Here is a 15,075-nt window from a genome sequence, read left to right on the forward strand (position 1 = left end):
GAACGCTAAAGTACTGGTTCGGAGCGGCATTGTGAACAGCGCGGCGAGGCCTTTTTGTAACCTGAATGAAGAGTCTATGGGCCTGCCTGAACAGCGCCGAACAGAATGTTCATGATTCGCTGCGTCTGTTGTTGGGGGGAAACATCGGCTTCTGTCAGCAGGGTCCGCACGCCGGGCAGGATCAGGGGGAAGAACGTCAGACTGAGCAATGCCATGAAAAAGGAATCGTTGGTGTATTGTTTGAGCGGCTCACACTGACTTTGCGCCCGCTGGAATAGAATGCCGATGGGGCCGTGCAGGCTGAGGAAATTGGCTTTTACATACGCTGAGCGCGCATTGTCGGTATGGTTCTCACCCATCAGCAGTTTGGCAAACAGGGGGTTGCTGTAGGAAACATCGATAAACGTCTGTACCACTTGCTTGAATCCATGCAGGGGATCTTGCTGTTGGCCTGCCGCCACCACCGTTGGCAAAAGACGGGTTTGATAATGCTCAAGCACCGTGTCTGCCACCGCTTCCCATATATCCAGCTTGCTGCCGAAATGATGCCTGAGGGTGCCATGGGTGAGCTGTGCCGCCTGGGCAATCTCACGCACCGATGTGGCCTCATAGCCCTGTTGGGCAAAGCACTCGGTGGCGGCCTCAATGATAGCAATGCGGGTTTGAGCGGCGCTTTCGGCGCTTTGCTTGCCCCGTTTTTTAAGGTTTTCGGTCACGATGGTCGAAGCTTCCCACTCAGGAATCAGAGGAAGGAGTATAGCGATGGAGAACACCTGAATGAACCGGCAATTCGCCTCTATTGCATTATATTATCCATATGGATAATATAATCAACAAACCAAGAACGCTGAGAATGTTGCAATAAGGGGTGACCTAATGACGAATTACCTGTTTCGGGGCGTGGTGCTGTTGATGTTGGCCTGTTCATGGCCCACCCAGGCCCACCTGCGTGATGTGATGGTTTCACAGCAGGAGCAGCAGACCGTGATCGTAGTGGAGCAGGAGCTGCAGGGCTTGCGCCCGGAGATGCTGGATTGGTGGTGGAATAACCTAGGGCGGGACGGCTTCTTTCAGCGCTGGAATCCCCAAGCTCATGTTGCTTTCCAATGGTTGCAGGCCCCGGCTTCCCAGGAGCAACTGGCGGTAGCAGTGGGTGCGGTGCAGGATATAACTCTGAACCTTGGTGGCGTTACCTTGAATAGCCAGCTGCGTTATCTACAGCCAGGGGCGCGTTGCGTTGGTGATGATCATCGCCTGGTGGCGGAGCTGAGCTTCCCTGGCCATGAGGCGCTGGGCACCGGCCTGGTGCGTTACGACTATACCAACAGCGGGCGTGGCGAGGGCTTGTTGCTGCGCACCACCTACAGCATGCCCGACGGACTTGCTGAGCTGTACCCCGATTATGTACAGGCGTTGTCGGCCTACGTGGAAGCGAGCATGGTGAACCTGCAGACCTTTTTAGGGGATGAGTTCCAGGCCCTGTATGTGGAAGACGCGCTGTTGCCCTGGGGCAGTTATGAGATTGTGCCCTCCGGCTGGCTGACCAAAAAAGTCATTGTGAATCAGGAAATCCTGGGCATAACCCCGGACATGCTGGATTGGTGGTGGGATAACATCGACACCACCAATCGCTATAAAGGGTGGCACCCCACCGCCCACGTCAGTTTTGGCTGGCGGGTGCCCCCCAGCCAACCGGATCGACTGGAGTATTCGGTGGGTGCCGTTCAGTTGGTGACGGAATACATCGGGCCCTATAAATCCAATTTGTTGATCACCTGGCTGGATCCTGAATTGGCTGAGGACGTGGTGGAATACCAACACTGGATCGTGGCGAAAACAGATCTGAAGGAATTGAGTGGCATCCTGCCCCAGCGCTTGATCCACGAATATCAAACAAATGAGACCGGTGATGGCATCGTAATGCGTTCCACGTTCACCGTGCCGATCTTCTTTGATTGGATCATGCCGGGCTTTTCCCAAAGTTTGGGGGAGCATGCGATCCAGGAAATGCATTTCCTGCCGAACTTCTTGCCCGCCATGTTCAAGCAGGAATATGAAAAGAACACAGAAGGCTGTGGGCAGTGTCAGGAATAATGCACCGTCGATTGACTGTGGTGACTGGTTGCCCTGATTTCACAAGCAATGCGGAGAGCTTTCTCAGGGGATAGACTGTGCTGAAAGCCAATGCATTTGGGAGTCATCTATGTGGACAAGGACGTCGTTTACCTCAGTATCAGGCCATGTTTGTAATATGTATGTCGCCGAGGGCGGCCGTGGCAGCGTTATTTTCTTGCACGGTTGGGGCGATCATGGCGGGCGTTATCATGCCATTGGTGAGTTATTGCACAAGCATGGCTTTCGCGTCCTGATTCCGGAATTCCCCGGCCATGGTTTGTCTTCAGGCCCGCGGGCGCGGGTAAATGATTTTGATGTGTTAAAGCAGGATCTGCACACCATCATTGCTAAGCAATCAAAACCGGTTTTTCTGGTCGGGCATAGTATGGGCGGGTGTCTCGCCTTCCATTATGCGGTAGAGCATCCCCGGCAATTGGCAGGCGTGGTATTCAACAGTGCAGCCTTGGGGGTGAGTCCGAAAATTGCGAGTTGGAAAAAGTGGCTCACCCGCGCCTTGGGCACTGCGTTCCCGTTTAAGAAGCTGGTGAACCTGAAAGCCGCCTGGATGATGACCTCGTTACCTGCAGAGCAAGCCGCCTATGACGCTGATACACTGCTGTATCACGGTAAATTGGAGTTAGGCACTGGCTTGGCATTAATGCGAGCCAATCAGTGGTGCAGTGCGCATAGGGATGAATTTACACTGCCCATGTTGGCATTGCAGGGGCGCGAAGACGAATTGGTGGATCCGGCGGCGGCAGAGCGATTGTATGAAGCCCAGAATCATCCCGCCTCCAAGTTAAAGCTCTACGATGCGCGGCATGATTTGTTGCACGACTACGTTGCCGAGGACGTAACCCGGCAGATAGTCGAGTGGTTGGAAGCGCAAGTGTCTGCTGCTTGATCACACCCGCTGGATCAGGCTCAGCTCTTCCTCGTTATCCTTTTCGGGCGTTTTCTTTTCGATGCCGTTGGCACCACACTTGATGGTGTCCATGACGGTATTGTCCTGCACCGATTCCAACACCACATCAAACTTCCACAGCCGATGCAGGTGTTTTAATACTTCTTCTGCGGACTCGTTGTCCAGCGGACGGCGATTGTGGCGTACATGGCGCATGGTGAGTGAGCGATCCCCGCGAATATTCACGTTGTACACCTGAATGTTGGGTTCGTTCATGGAGAGATTGTACTGTTTGGAAAGCGCCTCGCGGATGTCCCTATAACCGGGGTCATCGTGGATATTGGTAATGTGCAATTCTTTCTCTTTATCATCATCCAGTATGGAGAAAAACTTGAAATCGCGTATTACCTTGGGCGACATGAATTGCTGAACGAAACTTTCATCTTTAAAGTTTTGCATGGCAAAGGTCAGGGTTTCTTTCCAATCACTGCCTGCGATCTCGGGGAACCAGATCTTATCTTCTTTGGTGGGCTTTTCGCAGATGCGGCGGATGTCCTGCATCATGTTAAAGCCCAGAGCATAAGGGTTGATGCCGCTGTAGAACCGACTGTCGAACGATGGCTGGTACACAACGGAGGTGTGGGACTGCAGGAACTCCATCATGAAGCCATCAGTGACCTTGCCCTCGTCGTATAGCTGATTCAGAAGTGTGTAGTGCCAGAACGTGGCCCAGCCTTCATTCATCACTTGAGTTTGGCGTTGCGGGTAAAAATACTGAGCGATCTTGCGCACAATACGCACCACCTCTCGCTGCCAGGATTCCAGCAGGGGCGCATTTTTTTCAATAAAATACAGCAAATTCTCTTGAGGCTCTTCGGGGAAACGACGGGTAAGATCGGCCCCTTTCTTGCCGCCCATTTGCGGAATAGTCTTCCACAATTCGTTAACCTGCTTCTGCAGGTATTCTTCCCGCTCTCGCTGTCGCTGCTTTTCTTCAGCAGCAGAGATAGGGTAAGGTCGCTTGTAGCGATCCACGCCATAATTCATCAGGGCATGGCATGAATCCAGAATCAGCTCAACCTCATCCACACCATAGCGTTCCTCACACTTCATGATGTAGTTCTTGGCAAATACCAAATAGTCGATGATAGAGGTGGCATCGGTCCAGGTGCGAAACAGGTAGTTGCCTTTAAAGAACGAATTATGGCCATAGCATGCGTGGGCAATTACCAGTGCCTGCATGGTCATGGTGTTTTCTTCCATCAGGTAGGCGATGCAAGGGTCAGAATTGATAACGATCTCATAGGCCAGGCCCATCTGCCCGCGGCGATAATGCTGCTCATTGCTGACAAAATGCTTGCCGTAGGACCAGTGGTTGTAACCGACGGGCATACCCACAGACGAATACGCATCCAGCATTTGCTCGGCTGCGATGATTTCAATTTGATTAGGGTAGGTGTCCAGCCCGAAACCTTCGGCGATACGGCCGATTTCACGGTCGTAATCCTGAATCAGTTCGAAGGTCCAGTCAGACCCGGTAGAGATTGGCGTGCGTTCAGTCATAGGCAATCATCAGTTGTGTTAACTGGCCCTTTTCGTTTCCTTGCGCTGGAACAGTTCGCGGAACACGGGATAGATATCGCCGGGGTCGCTGATCTGTTGCATTGCAAAGTGTTCAACGGTGGCTTCAATGGTTTCATATTCACGCCATAGAGCCTGATGTCGACGCGGGTTAATCTCAATATATGAGTAGTACTGCACCTGGGGCAAGATGTCCTTGATCAGAATCTCACGGCAGGTGGGGGAATCATCGTTCCAGTTGTCGCCGTCTGAGGCTTGGGCTCCGTAGATGTTCCATTCATCTGCAGGGTAGCGTTCCTGCATGATGTCGCGCATCATTTTCAGCGCGCTGGATACGATGGTGCCACCGGTCTCACGGGAGTAGAAGAATTCTTCTTCATCCACCTCTTTAGCACTGGTGTGATGGCGAATAAACACCACTTCAATTTTTTCGTAATTGCGCTTAAGGAACATATAAAGCAGGATGAAAAAGCGCTTGGCCATGTCTTTCATGGCCTGGTTCATGGAGCCGGACACATCCATCAAGCAGAACATTACCGCTTTTGAGGTGGGCTTGGGTTGCTTCAGGTGCAGGTTGTAGCGCAGATCAATGGTATCTACAAAGGGGATCTTCTTGATTCGGCGTCGCAACTTGGCGATCTCTTCTTCCAGCTCCTGCTCTTTGCGTTTGTCACGTAATATGGAATCCTGTTCTTGCAGCGCTTGTAATTGCTGCTCAAATATCCGTAGCCGACGGCGGCTGGATGAGGTGAGAGCAATGCGGCGGCTGGTGGCCTGGCGCATGGATCTGACAACGTTTATTTTGGCAGGGTTGCCTTCGTTTACGACGCCGGCGCGCACAAACTTGAAGGACTCTATCCCCTGTAACTGACGCTTTACCAGGTTTGGCAGCTCCAGATCCTCAAACAAAAAGTCGAGAAACTCATCCTGGCTGATCTGAAACACAAACTCATCGACACCTTCGCCACTGTCACTGGCGTCACCATCACCGCCACCACCACCGCTGCCGCCTTGTGGGCGTTGTACGCGGTCACCGGACACAAATTCCTTGTTGCCGGGGTGTATCATCTCGCGCTTGCCACCTTTACCGTGGTGGAAAAACGGTTCTGAGATGTCTTTGCGCGGAATGGAAATGCTTTCCCCGCTGTTCAGATCTGTGATGCTGCGCTTGGTAACGGCCTCATCCACCGCTTTTTTGATGTGCTTACGGTAGCGGCGCAGGAACCGTTGCCGGTTCACTGTGCTTTTGTTTTTTCCGTTCAGGCGGCGATCAACAATATACGACACTGTTTCACCCTTAGCGGACTTCCCGCGTTACTGGGACTTGCGAACCCGAAGATACCATTCAGACAGCAGGCGCACCTGTTTCTCGGTATAGCCACGTTCCACCATGCGCACCACGAAGTCTTCGTGTTTCTTCTGATCCCCTTGAGAGGCTTTGGGGTTGAAAGAAATCACAGGCAATAAGTCTTCGGTGTTGGAGAACATCTTTTTCTCGATGACTGTGCGCAGTTTTTCATAGCTGAGCCAGGACGGATTTTTTCCCGCGTGATTGGCCCGTGCTCGAAGTACGAAGTTGACTACCTCGTTGCGGAAGTCTTTCGGGTTGCTGATGCCCGCTGGTTTTTCGATTTTTTCCAGCTCATCGTTGAGCGATTTGCGATCGAAGATCTCACCGGTGTCAGGATCGCGATATTCCTGATCCTGAATCCAGAAGTCAGCATAGGTGACATAGCGGTCGAAGATGTTCTGGCCGTATTCAGAGTAGGATTCGAGATAGGCCGTCTGAATTTCTTTGCCGATGAATTCCACGTAACGAGGAGCTAAAAACTCTTTAATGAAGCGCAGGTAGCGCTCTCGGGTTTCTGGCGGGAACTGTTCTTGCTCGATGGAGTTTTCCAGTACGTGTAACAGGTGCACAGGGTTGGCTGCGACCTCGGTATGATCATAGTTGAATACTTTTGACAGTATTTTGAAGGCGAAGCGGGTGGATAATCCATCCATGCCTTCATCAACACCTGCTGCGTCTTTGTACTCTTGATAAGACTTGGCTTTGGGGTCGGTGTCTTTCAGGTTTTCGCCGTCATAGATGCGCATCTTTGAGTAAGTAGACGAGTTCTCTGGTTCTTTGAGACGCGACAGTGCAGAGAACTGCGCCAGCATGCGCAGAGTGTCGGGAGCGCAGTGGGCGTTGGACAGGGAGCTGTTTTGAAGTAGCTTCTCGTATATTTTAATTTCTTCGGTGACACGTAAACAGTAGGGGACTTTTACGATGTAGATACGATCGATAAAGGCCTCATTGTTTTTGTTGTTACGGAATGCTGTCCACTCAGATTCGTTAGAGTGCGCCAGTACAATGCCATCAAAAGGTATGGCACCCATGCCTTCGGTGCTGTTGTAGTTGCCCTCTTGGGTTGCAGTCAGTAACGGGTGCAACACCTTGATGGGGGCTTTGAACATTTCCACAAACTCCAGCAGCCCTTGGTTGGCTTTGCATAGCCCGCCGGAGAAGGCGTAACAGTCGGGATCGCTTTGGGCGAATTCTTCCAGTTTGCGAATATCGACTTTGCCCACCAGGCTGGAAATATCCTGATTGTTTTCGTCGCCGGGTTCGGTTTTGGCAACGGCGATCTGATCCAGTATGGATGGGTAGAGTTTAACAACTTTGAATTGGGAAATGTCGCCATTGAATTCATGCAGGCGTTTTACTGCCCACGGGGACATGATGCCTTTCAAGTAACGGCGCGGGATGCCATATTCCTCTTCAAGAATGGCGGCATCTTCTTCTGGCGCGAACAGGTTTAGAGGCGATTCATTGACTGGGGAATCTTTTATGGCATAAAACGGAATGTGTTCAATCAGATGTTTTAATCGTTCTGCCAGTGAAGATTTGCCACCACCAACTGGGCCCAGCAGGTAAAGAATTTGTTTCTTTTCTTCCAGGCCTTGGGCTGCATGGCGGAAGTAGGAAACGATTTGCTCGATGCATTCCTCCATGCCATAAAATTCGCTGAAGGCTGGATAGCGTCGAATGATTTTGTTGGAGAATATACGGCTAAGTCGAGGGTCTAGAGAAGTGTCGATTAATTCGGGTTGGCCGATAGCTTCCAGCATGCGTTCTGCTGAACTTGCGTACGCCTTAGGATCGTTCTTACAAATCTCCAGGTATTCCTGCAGAGTGTACTCTTCCTGTTGCGTAACTTCGTATCGGTTTTGGTAGTGACTAAACAGGCTCATAGGTCTACCTCTTTCTAACCGGTGATGGTCTTTACAATTTGAGTTTTAGTGACAACTTTGGTTCCAATATATGTTCTAAAAAGGTTTGTGGCATCGGCCAAACCGATCCCAGACAAAATTTCTGCTTACTTATTATATTAGTATGAAAATGTAAAAACGGTTGAAAGAAAAGAACTTATTTTTGTTTTATGGAAAAAGTTTCATTTCTGTAGAGATTGTTCGGATGAGCTAGTGACAGCGGAGAAAATACGCTTTAAGCTTTTTTGGCTTGGGATTTTTTCAGTGGTAAATCCCTTTTTCATATGCTTTTTGATGCCTGCAGGCGTTTTTTTAGAACGTTTTCAGCGATGAAGGGTGTTGGGTAAGGTGGGAGACTGGACAGGGATTAGTGGCCACATTGGCAACGGGTCCATTCACCGCTTTCAAGGCAATAGGCGCTGAGCTTGTTACCCCAGACGCAGCCGGTGTCCAGGCCGATGATGTGATCACTTTGGGTGTTGCCTTCCAATGAAGCCCAGTGGCCAAACAGAATTTTCTTATTTAATGGCTTGCGCTGTTGCCACTTAAACCAGGGGCTGAAACCTTCAGGTGCCCCGGCAAGTGATTCCTTGTATTTAAAATCCATGTTGCCGTTACTGTCGATCAGGCGCATGCGGGTAAAAAAATTGGTGATGGTGCGCCAGCGATCTGGCCCTGTCAGGCCCTCTTCCCAGTGGGCCGGTTCATTTCCATACATATTGTCAAAGAATTCATGCCTTAGGGTGTTGTCCTGCAATACGGATTCCACTTCACGGGCGCAGCGTCTGGCGGTAGCGAGATCCCACGCTGGGTAGACTCCAGCATGGCACAGTACCCAGTCATCGTTTTCATGCATAAGCGGACATTGCAGCAGCCATTGCGCTAAATGCTCTGTCTTGGGAGCATCCAGAATGTCGTGGAAGGTGTCTTTACGCTTGGGCGGCAGGCTGCCGTGGAGCACGGCCAGCAGATGTAAATCATGATTACCCAGAACGGTGATGAGGTTATCCCTCAGGTCATAACAGTGTTGCAGGGTTTTGAGGGAGGCCGGGCCCCGGTTGATGAGATCTCCGGCCAGCCACAGCTGATCCCGATCGGGGTTGAAATTCAGTTTATCCAGCAGACAGATAAAGGCGTCATAGCAACCCTGAAGGTCACCAATGGCGTAAGTCGCCATCAGTGCAGTGCTCGAGGGGAAGCCAGGGTGAAGACCGGGATGGATGCATCAAAGCGCAGGCCGGTGGCATCAACCATCTGATAGCTGCCTTGCATGCTGCCTACCGGGGTTTGCAGTACGGCGCCGCTGCTGTATTCGTAACTTTCCCCAGGCATGATGGTGGGTTGTTCGCCGATCACGCCATCGCCTTTGACTTCCTGCACTTTCTGATTGCCGTCTGTGATGATCCAGTGTCGAGACAGTAGCTGCGCAGGCAATGTGCCGCAGTTTTCAATGGTGACGTGGTAGGTGAACACGTAGCGGCCTTCGTCCTGGCTGGACTGATCCGGTACGAATTCGCTTTTTACCTGCACTTGTATGGCGTTGGGATCCTGTGGGCTGTGCATAATGTGTTTGGCTCCTTAAGCCTGAGGTTCGGGCTGGTCTGTCGCCAGGACGAGATCCGTCAGGCGGGCAAATTGGGCCAGTGAGACTTGCTCTGGGCGTACCTCGGGGCTGATTCCAGCTTGCTCCAGTAATGCGTCATCTGCTACTGATTTTAAGGCATTTCGTACGGTTTTGCGCCGCTGGGTGAAGGCGGTGGTCACTATTTTGTTGAGGCTGCGGGTGCACTGGGTGGTGATTGGCAGGGTTTCATGGGGCACCAGCCGTACGATGGCGGAATCCACCTTGGGGGGTGGGTTGAAGGCGGTGGGAGGCACCAGAAACAGGGGCTCCACGCGACAGTAGTATTGGATCATGATGCCTAGGCGGCCGTATGAGTTCTCTCCGACCCCTGCTGCCAGCCGGTCTACGACTTCTTTTTGCAGCATGAAGTGCATATCGGCAATTTGATTTTGGTAGCTGATCAGGTGGAACAGCAGTGGGGTTGAGATGTTGTAGGGCAGGTTGCCCACAATGCGCATTTGTTCGCCGCCAAGATCGCTGGGGATGCGGTTGTAGTCGAACTTGAGGGCATCTCCCTCGTAGATGTGGAAATTGTTGCGGGTGGCGAAGCTGATGCGCAGGTTGGGAATGAGATCCCGATCCAGTTCCACCACCGCCATCTGGCCCACTTGGTCGACCAGGTGTTCTGTGATCGCGCCCAGACCGGGGCCTATTTCCACCATTAAGTCGTTGTTTTGCGGCGCAATGGCACTGACGATGTGGTCGATGATGCCGGGATCTTCCAGAAAGTTCTGGCCGAATCGCTTGCGGGGTTTGTGCTGGCTGAAGCTGGGTTTTCTGCCCTTAGCCATGGTTGGCTCCTGTGGCGTTTTGAGTGGCACCGAGTGCTGTTTGTGCCATGGCTTGTGCGGTGTGGATGGCTGTGAGCAGGCTGCCGGTGTCGGCCTTGCCGGTTCCGGCGAGGTCCAGGGCGGTGCCGTGATCCACCGAGGTGCGGATGATGGGCAGGCCGAGAGTGATATTGACGGCGTTGCCAAAGCCCATGTGTTTGAGCACTGGCAGCCCTTGATCATGATACATGGCCAGAACAGCATCTGCCTGCTGCAGGTATTTGGGGGTGAACAGGGTGTCGGCGGGCAGGGGGCCCATGAGATCCATGCCTTGCTGTCGCAGCTGTTCGAGTACGGGGATGATGGTGTCGATCTCTTCGTGGCCCAGATGGCCTGATTCCCCGGCGTGGGGGTTGAGGCCGCATACCAGTATCCTGGGTTTAGGAATGCCAAATTGTTGTATCAGGCTGCTGTGGGTGATGTACAGCACCTGCTCCAGGGTCTGACCGGTGATGGCGTCGGCAACGTCCCGCAGGGGCAGATGGGTGGTGGCCAAGGTAACCCGCAGGCCCGGTGTGGCCAGCATCATGACCACTTTTTCCACGCCACAGCGTTGCTGTAAATATTCAGTATGGCCGCTGAAGGCTATACCGGCTTCGTTGATGATGGATTTTTGTACCGGACAGGTGACCATGGCGGCGAAGCGACCATCCCGACAGCCGTCAATGGCGACGTCCAGGGTGTTGAGCACGTAGCGGGCATTGCGGTGATCCAGTTGGCCCGGTTGCGCCGGGTTGTCCAGCTGAACGGGCTGGATGCGCAATCGGCCGGGGGCAGGGGCTGCCTGCCAGTCGGTCATGTCAAGGCTGAGCCCGAGTTGTGCTGCCCGTTGTTGCATCAGGCCTGGATCGGCGATCACCACCCAATGGCTGCAATCCTGTTGGCTGGCCAGCTGCAGAACCAGATCCGGTCCGATGCCAGCAGGTTCGCCAGGGGTGATGGCAATGTCCATGCTAGAGTTTGATCTCGACGTAGGCGTTCTGGCGGGTTTCACGCAGCCAGCCGTCCAGTTCTTCGTCGAAGCGTCGTTTTTGCAGCATTTGGCGGGCGCGACCACGGCGGAATTCCTCGCTCATGTCCTGGCTGCGACGTTCGGTGACCTGTAAGACATGCCAGCCGAAATTGCTGCGAAATGGCTCGGATATGGCGCCTATTTCGGCCTTTTGCATGCGTTCTTCAAATTCAGGCACCATTGAACCGGGGTTGACCCAGCCCAGATCCCCGCCTTGCAGCGCGCTGCCGGGGTCGTCGGAGTAGGTTTTGGCCAGGGTTTCGAACTGATCGGAGTCTTTCTCCAACTGTTCGTGGATATCGTTGATAAGCTTGAGGGTTTCCTGCTCGCTGCGGATTTCGTTGGGTTTTACTAGAATGTGGCGGGTTTTGGTCTGCTGCACAATCTGTTCGGTGCCGCCTCTGAGTTCCAGAACTTTGATGATGTGGAAGCCGCTGGCGCTGCGTATAGGGTTGGATACCTCGCCCTGTTTCATTTCCAATACGGTGTCTGAGAACAGCGTTGGCAGCTGGGCTGCTTTGCGCCAGCCCAGATCGCCGCCGGAGAGGGCGGTTTCACCGCTGGAGTACTGTGCGGCCAGGGCGGCAAAGTCCTGGTTCTGCTGCAGTTTTTGGTAGACCAGCAGGGCGGTTTCTTCGGCAACTTGGGGTGAGGTGCCGTCATCAATGGCAATCAGGATGTGGCCCAGGCGGTAGTCCGGTGCCAGGTTGGTCTTGGCAATTTCAGAGTTGAGGAAGTTGTTTACGTCCTGGTCGGTGATTTGGATGCGACCGCCCACCCGCCGCTGGCGCAGTTGGTTGACGGTGAGCTCACGCCGTACCTGATCCCGCAGTGCTGGCCAGGACATACCCTCGCTGAGGACAGTTTCGCGAAAAGCTTCGGTGGTCATGTTGTTCTGACGGGCGATGTTGGCCAGAGTGTCATTGAGCTGGTTGTCGTTGACGCGGATACCGGCTTTTTCCGCCAATTGCAGTTCTATGCTCTCCATGATCATGCGCTCCAGTACCTGCGACATGAGTACATCCGTGGGGGGCAGCTGGGTGTTTTGCTCTCGCATGCGCATGCGGATGCTGGCGGCGCGTTCCACCAGCTCTGATTCCATGATGATGTCGTCGTCCACCACGGCAACTACCCGGTCCAGCGGGGTAGGAGCTGCCAGCAGGCTCCCGGAGAGGGTCAACATCAGGCCAACCAGCAAGGCGTGGTGAAGGCGAAGGGTGAATCGGTTGCTCATTATGCTCATGTCGGTGTTTGATCCGGTTGATGTTTGCTCAGTGTGTTCGGTTTAGGGTGCACGCTTATCATTGAAAATTGGGTGGTCTGGCTTTTTCGCGTTCACGATAGCCCGAGATGGCGTCGTCCAGCATGCTGTCAACCGAGCCGCCGAAGCCGCCAAGACCTTTCAATTCAAATTGCAGGTAGATGCCTTGTGAGGGCTCTACTACCGCGTTAGCATCATTGGACTCTTTCAAGTAGCGTCGGTTCACCAGGCGCGCGCGCCAGCAGCAGCTTTCGTACTCCAGCCCTACGATGTTGTCGTAGGAGCGCTGTTGAACCAGGTCGAAGCCCCAGCGACCAATGACGCCCCAGCGTTGATTCAGGCTCCACACGAAGGAGACATCGGACTGTTTGATGTCTTCAGATTCGGGGTCTGCGATGATAGCGCCACTGTCATAATAATTGAAATTCAGGTTGAGCAGGTTGCGGTGTTCATCCCGGTAGCGGAATCCGGTGACGGCGCTGTCCAAATTGCTTTCCTGGGTGTCGAGCTGGGTTTCGGCGCGCCATGACCAGTGCCGGTTGATGAGCCAGCTCATGCGGGCCACAAAGGGCGACAGGGTGGTGTCTTCAATTTCGTCGTCTTCGGAGAGTTGCACTTCACGATCCCTGAGGTAAAAGATTTGCCCCAGGCTGACGTTGATTTCTTCTTCGCCAGTGTCTTGGTTGATCAGGCGGGAGGTCAGGCCTACCGAGACTTGGTTGGCGTCGCCAACGCGATCACCGCCGGTGAAGCGGTTTTCCCTGAACAGCTGTTCGTAGCTGAAGCTGGTTTTGGCGGTATCAAACAGGGGGAGGCCGTTTTGATCTCGATAGGCTGAATACAGATAGAAGACCCGTGGCTCAAGGGTTTGCAGAAAGTTGGTTCCGCGAAACTCAAAAGGTCGATCCAGGTAGAGGCCGCTGTCGAGGCTGAAGATGCTGTTTTCCAGATCCGATTCATTTTCATTCAGGTTGACCTGATTCAGATCGTAATAGCGGTAATAGAACGACAGTTTAGGGACCACAAAGCCCCAGGGGCGACGGTAGTTGTAGGCGGCGGATGGCACCAGCCTTACCCGTTCTGCACTGGTGGGGCCATCCACGATATCTTCTGGGTGATCAAAGTAGGTGTACTCAGCACCCATCTGCAACTGCAATCTGCTGTTGTCGATGGGAAACCGGCCCAGGGTGCGTAGCTGAGGCAGCATCCGATAGGGCAGGTCTTCGTCGACAATCAGGTCATCGATGGTTTGGAACTGTTGCAATAATACGCTGCTGGTCCAGGTGTCGCCGTAGTAGCGCAGGTCGGTTTTCTGATCCAGGTGAGTGGCGGAGCTGGTGTTGAGGGTTGTGTCCAGATCAAGAAAATGATCACTGTCCCCGACGCGGGTGTAGTCTACGGTGTTGACCCACTTGTCATAGTGGCCGTTGTGGTGCCATGTGACCAGTGAACGGCTGTCGCCATACTGCTGATCGTCGGGCATGTAGCCCAGGCCCAGGTCGCCGGTGGTGTTGTCGCTCAGGTAGCGCAGTTCACCCTCCAGCATTTCCCCTCGATCTGCCAGGTAGCGTGGGGTAATGGTGGCATCGTAATTCGGTGCCAGGTTGAGGTAGTACGGGGTGGACAGATCAAGCCCGTTCTCGCCGCTGCCAATACTGGGAAACAGAAACCCTGACTGCCGTCGGTCATCAATGGGGAAGGTCCACCAGGGCAGGTATACGACCGGTACGCCGCCCACCTCGATGGTGGCACCCGACACTTCACCCCAGCCGGACTCCTGATCCAGGCGGATCTCCTCGGCTTTGATCATCCAGGCGTTGCCGCTGGGCTCGCAGGTGGTGTAGGTGCTTTGATCCAGTACCAGTACGCGCTCTTCCGGGTTGTAGATGCGGCCGGCGCTGCCGTGGACGTGAATATTGTGGATCACGTATTCGGTATTGCGTACGTCGAGTTTTTTCTCATTAAGGTTGACCTCGGCGCTGTCCCCAAGAATCAACATGCCTTGCTGGCGAATTTTCACGTTGCCCTTTAATGATGATTCCCGTGTGGTGCGGTTGAGGCGTACTTCGTCGCTGTAGAGTTCTCTGTTGGCCTGTTTTAATTCCACGCTGCCGCTGAGCACACTGGTGCCATCGGCGAGGGTATCAAACCGGTCGGCAGATGCATGAACGCGCGCGTTGCCAGGATCGCCCCCGGCAATGGCGGGCGCAAAGTAGATGCCCTCGCAAATGCCCGAAAACGACGGCCTCTGGTGTATCGGCATGGCTGCAATTTCTTCCGCCGTGACCCAGTCCAGATGGCCGTATGGATTGGCGGGGGCTGGGTTGACGGAATCTGACTCAGAGCCTGGGTTTGAGGGGGCGGACTGATCCTGGGCTACAGCGGAGGTTTCATCTGCGTTATCGGCGGCGGCATCGTCTGCAAACACAACGGCTGCATTGGTCACCATCATCGCAAAGGTGACAAAAATTCGTTTCCAATTCATGAACTAAG

General features: G+C 53.6%; 11 protein-coding genes and 1 pseudogene. 2 read left to right on the forward strand and 10 right to left on the reverse strand.

Going from position 1 to position 15,075, the window contains the following annotated elements; genetic code table 11:
- Positions 1-74: 74 nt before the first annotated feature.
- On the reverse strand, positions 75-716 hold the full coding sequence (locus Kalk_RS15735; protein WP_158643531.1) for a TetR/AcrR family transcriptional regulator: 642 nt from the start codon (positions 714-716) through the stop codon (positions 75-77).
- A 160-nt stretch (positions 717-876) separates the two neighbouring features.
- On the opposite strand from Kalk_RS15735, the gene Kalk_RS15740 reads away from it, so the two are divergent.
- Both Kalk_RS15740 and Kalk_RS15745 read left to right on the forward strand, forming a co-directional pair.
- Complete coding sequence (locus tag Kalk_RS15740) at positions 877-2,094, forward strand: DAPG hydrolase family protein (RefSeq protein WP_101895158.1); 1,218 nt, start codon at positions 877-879, stop codon at positions 2,092-2,094.
- Positions 2,095-2,203: 109 nt separating this feature from the next.
- Positions 2,204-3,019 (forward strand): alpha/beta hydrolase, encoded by an 816-nt coding sequence (locus Kalk_RS15745; RefSeq protein WP_101895159.1) that lies wholly within the window; start codon positions 2,204-2,206, stop codon positions 3,017-3,019.
- A gap of 84 nt (positions 3,020-3,103) precedes the next feature.
- On the opposite strand, the pseudogene Kalk_RS15750 reads toward Kalk_RS15745, so the two are convergent.
- The 9 genes and pseudogenes from Kalk_RS15750 to Kalk_RS15790 form a co-directional block, all read right to left on the reverse strand.
- Positions 3,104-4,582 (reverse strand): annotated as a pseudogene (locus Kalk_RS15750) (SpoVR family protein); the annotation flags it as partial.
- Positions 4,583-4,600: 18 nt separating this feature from the next.
- Positions 4,601-5,887 carry a YeaH/YhbH family protein gene (locus Kalk_RS15755; protein ID WP_101895161.1) on the reverse strand — a complete coding sequence of 429 codons (1,287 nt, stop codon included), beginning with the start codon at positions 5,885-5,887 and terminating at the stop codon, positions 4,601-4,603.
- A 27-nt stretch (positions 5,888-5,914) separates the two neighbouring features.
- On the reverse strand, positions 5,915-7,837 hold the full coding sequence (locus Kalk_RS15760) for a PrkA family serine protein kinase (RefSeq protein WP_101895162.1): 1,923 nt from the start codon (positions 7,835-7,837) through the stop codon (positions 5,915-5,917).
- A 385-nt stretch (positions 7,838-8,222) separates the two neighbouring features.
- Entirely contained in the window at positions 8,223-9,032 is an 810-nt protein-coding gene (locus Kalk_RS15765; RefSeq protein ID WP_101895163.1) for a symmetrical bis(5'-nucleosyl)-tetraphosphatase, read from the reverse strand.
- A complete protein-coding gene (gene apaG / locus Kalk_RS15770) occupies positions 9,032-9,418 on the reverse strand; it encodes a Co2+/Mg2+ efflux protein ApaG (RefSeq protein ID WP_101895164.1) in 387 nt (128 codons plus the stop codon). Before apaG ends, Kalk_RS15765 begins: the two co-directional genes overlap by 1 nt.
- A 15-nt stretch (positions 9,419-9,433) precedes the next feature.
- Entirely contained in the window at positions 9,434-10,270 is an 837-nt protein-coding gene (gene rsmA / locus Kalk_RS15775; protein WP_101895165.1) for a 16S rRNA (adenine(1518)-N(6)/adenine(1519)-N(6))-dimethyltransferase RsmA, read from the reverse strand.
- Positions 10,263-11,261 (reverse strand): 4-hydroxythreonine-4-phosphate dehydrogenase PdxA, encoded by a 999-nt coding sequence (pdxA, locus tag Kalk_RS15780; protein WP_101895166.1) that lies wholly within the window; start codon positions 11,259-11,261, stop codon positions 10,263-10,265. The genes rsmA and pdxA overlap by 8 nt, the downstream gene beginning before the upstream one ends.
- Position 11,262: 1 nt before the next feature.
- Complete coding sequence (locus Kalk_RS15785; RefSeq protein WP_101895167.1) at positions 11,263-12,564, reverse strand: peptidylprolyl isomerase; 1,302 nt, start codon at positions 12,562-12,564, stop codon at positions 11,263-11,265.
- Between the two features lie 58 nt (positions 12,565-12,622).
- Complete coding sequence (locus tag Kalk_RS15790; protein ID WP_101895168.1) at positions 12,623-15,067, reverse strand: LPS-assembly protein LptD; 2,445 nt, start codon at positions 15,065-15,067, stop codon at positions 12,623-12,625.
- Positions 15,068-15,075 lie beyond the last annotated feature (8 nt).

This window comes from Ketobacter alkanivorans (assembly GCF_002863865.1).
GTDB lineage: Bacteria > Pseudomonadota > Gammaproteobacteria > Pseudomonadales > Ketobacteraceae > Ketobacter > Ketobacter alkanivorans.

Coding starts and splice junctions, on each gene's coding strand:
- Kalk_RS15740 (WP_101895158.1), top strand. CDS start 877: ATGACGAATTACCTGTTTCGGGGCGTGGTGCTGTTGATGTTGGCCTGT.
- apaG (WP_101895164.1), bottom strand. CDS start 9,418: ATGCACAGCCCACAGGATCCCAACGCCATACAAGTGCAGGTAAAAAGC.
- pdxA (WP_101895166.1), bottom strand. CDS start 11,261: ATGGACATTGCCATCACCCCTGGCGAACCTGCTGGCATCGGACCGGAT.
- Kalk_RS15760 (WP_101895162.1), bottom strand. CDS start 7,837: ATGAGCCTGTTTAGTCACTACCAAAACCGATACGAAGTTACGCAACAG.
- Kalk_RS15765 (WP_101895163.1), bottom strand. CDS start 9,032: ATGGCGACTTACGCCATTGGTGACCTTCAGGGTTGCTATGACGCCTTT.
- Kalk_RS15790 (WP_101895168.1), bottom strand. CDS start 15,067: ATGAATTGGAAACGAATTTTTGTCACCTTTGCGATGATGGTGACCAAT.
- rsmA (WP_101895165.1), bottom strand. CDS start 10,270: ATGGCTAAGGGCAGAAAACCCAGCTTCAGCCAGCACAAACCCCGCAAG.
- Kalk_RS15745 (WP_101895159.1), top strand. CDS start 2,204: ATGTGGACAAGGACGTCGTTTACCTCAGTATCAGGCCATGTTTGTAAT.
- Kalk_RS15785 (WP_101895167.1), bottom strand. CDS start 12,564: ATGAGCATAATGAGCAACCGATTCACCCTTCGCCTTCACCACGCCTTG.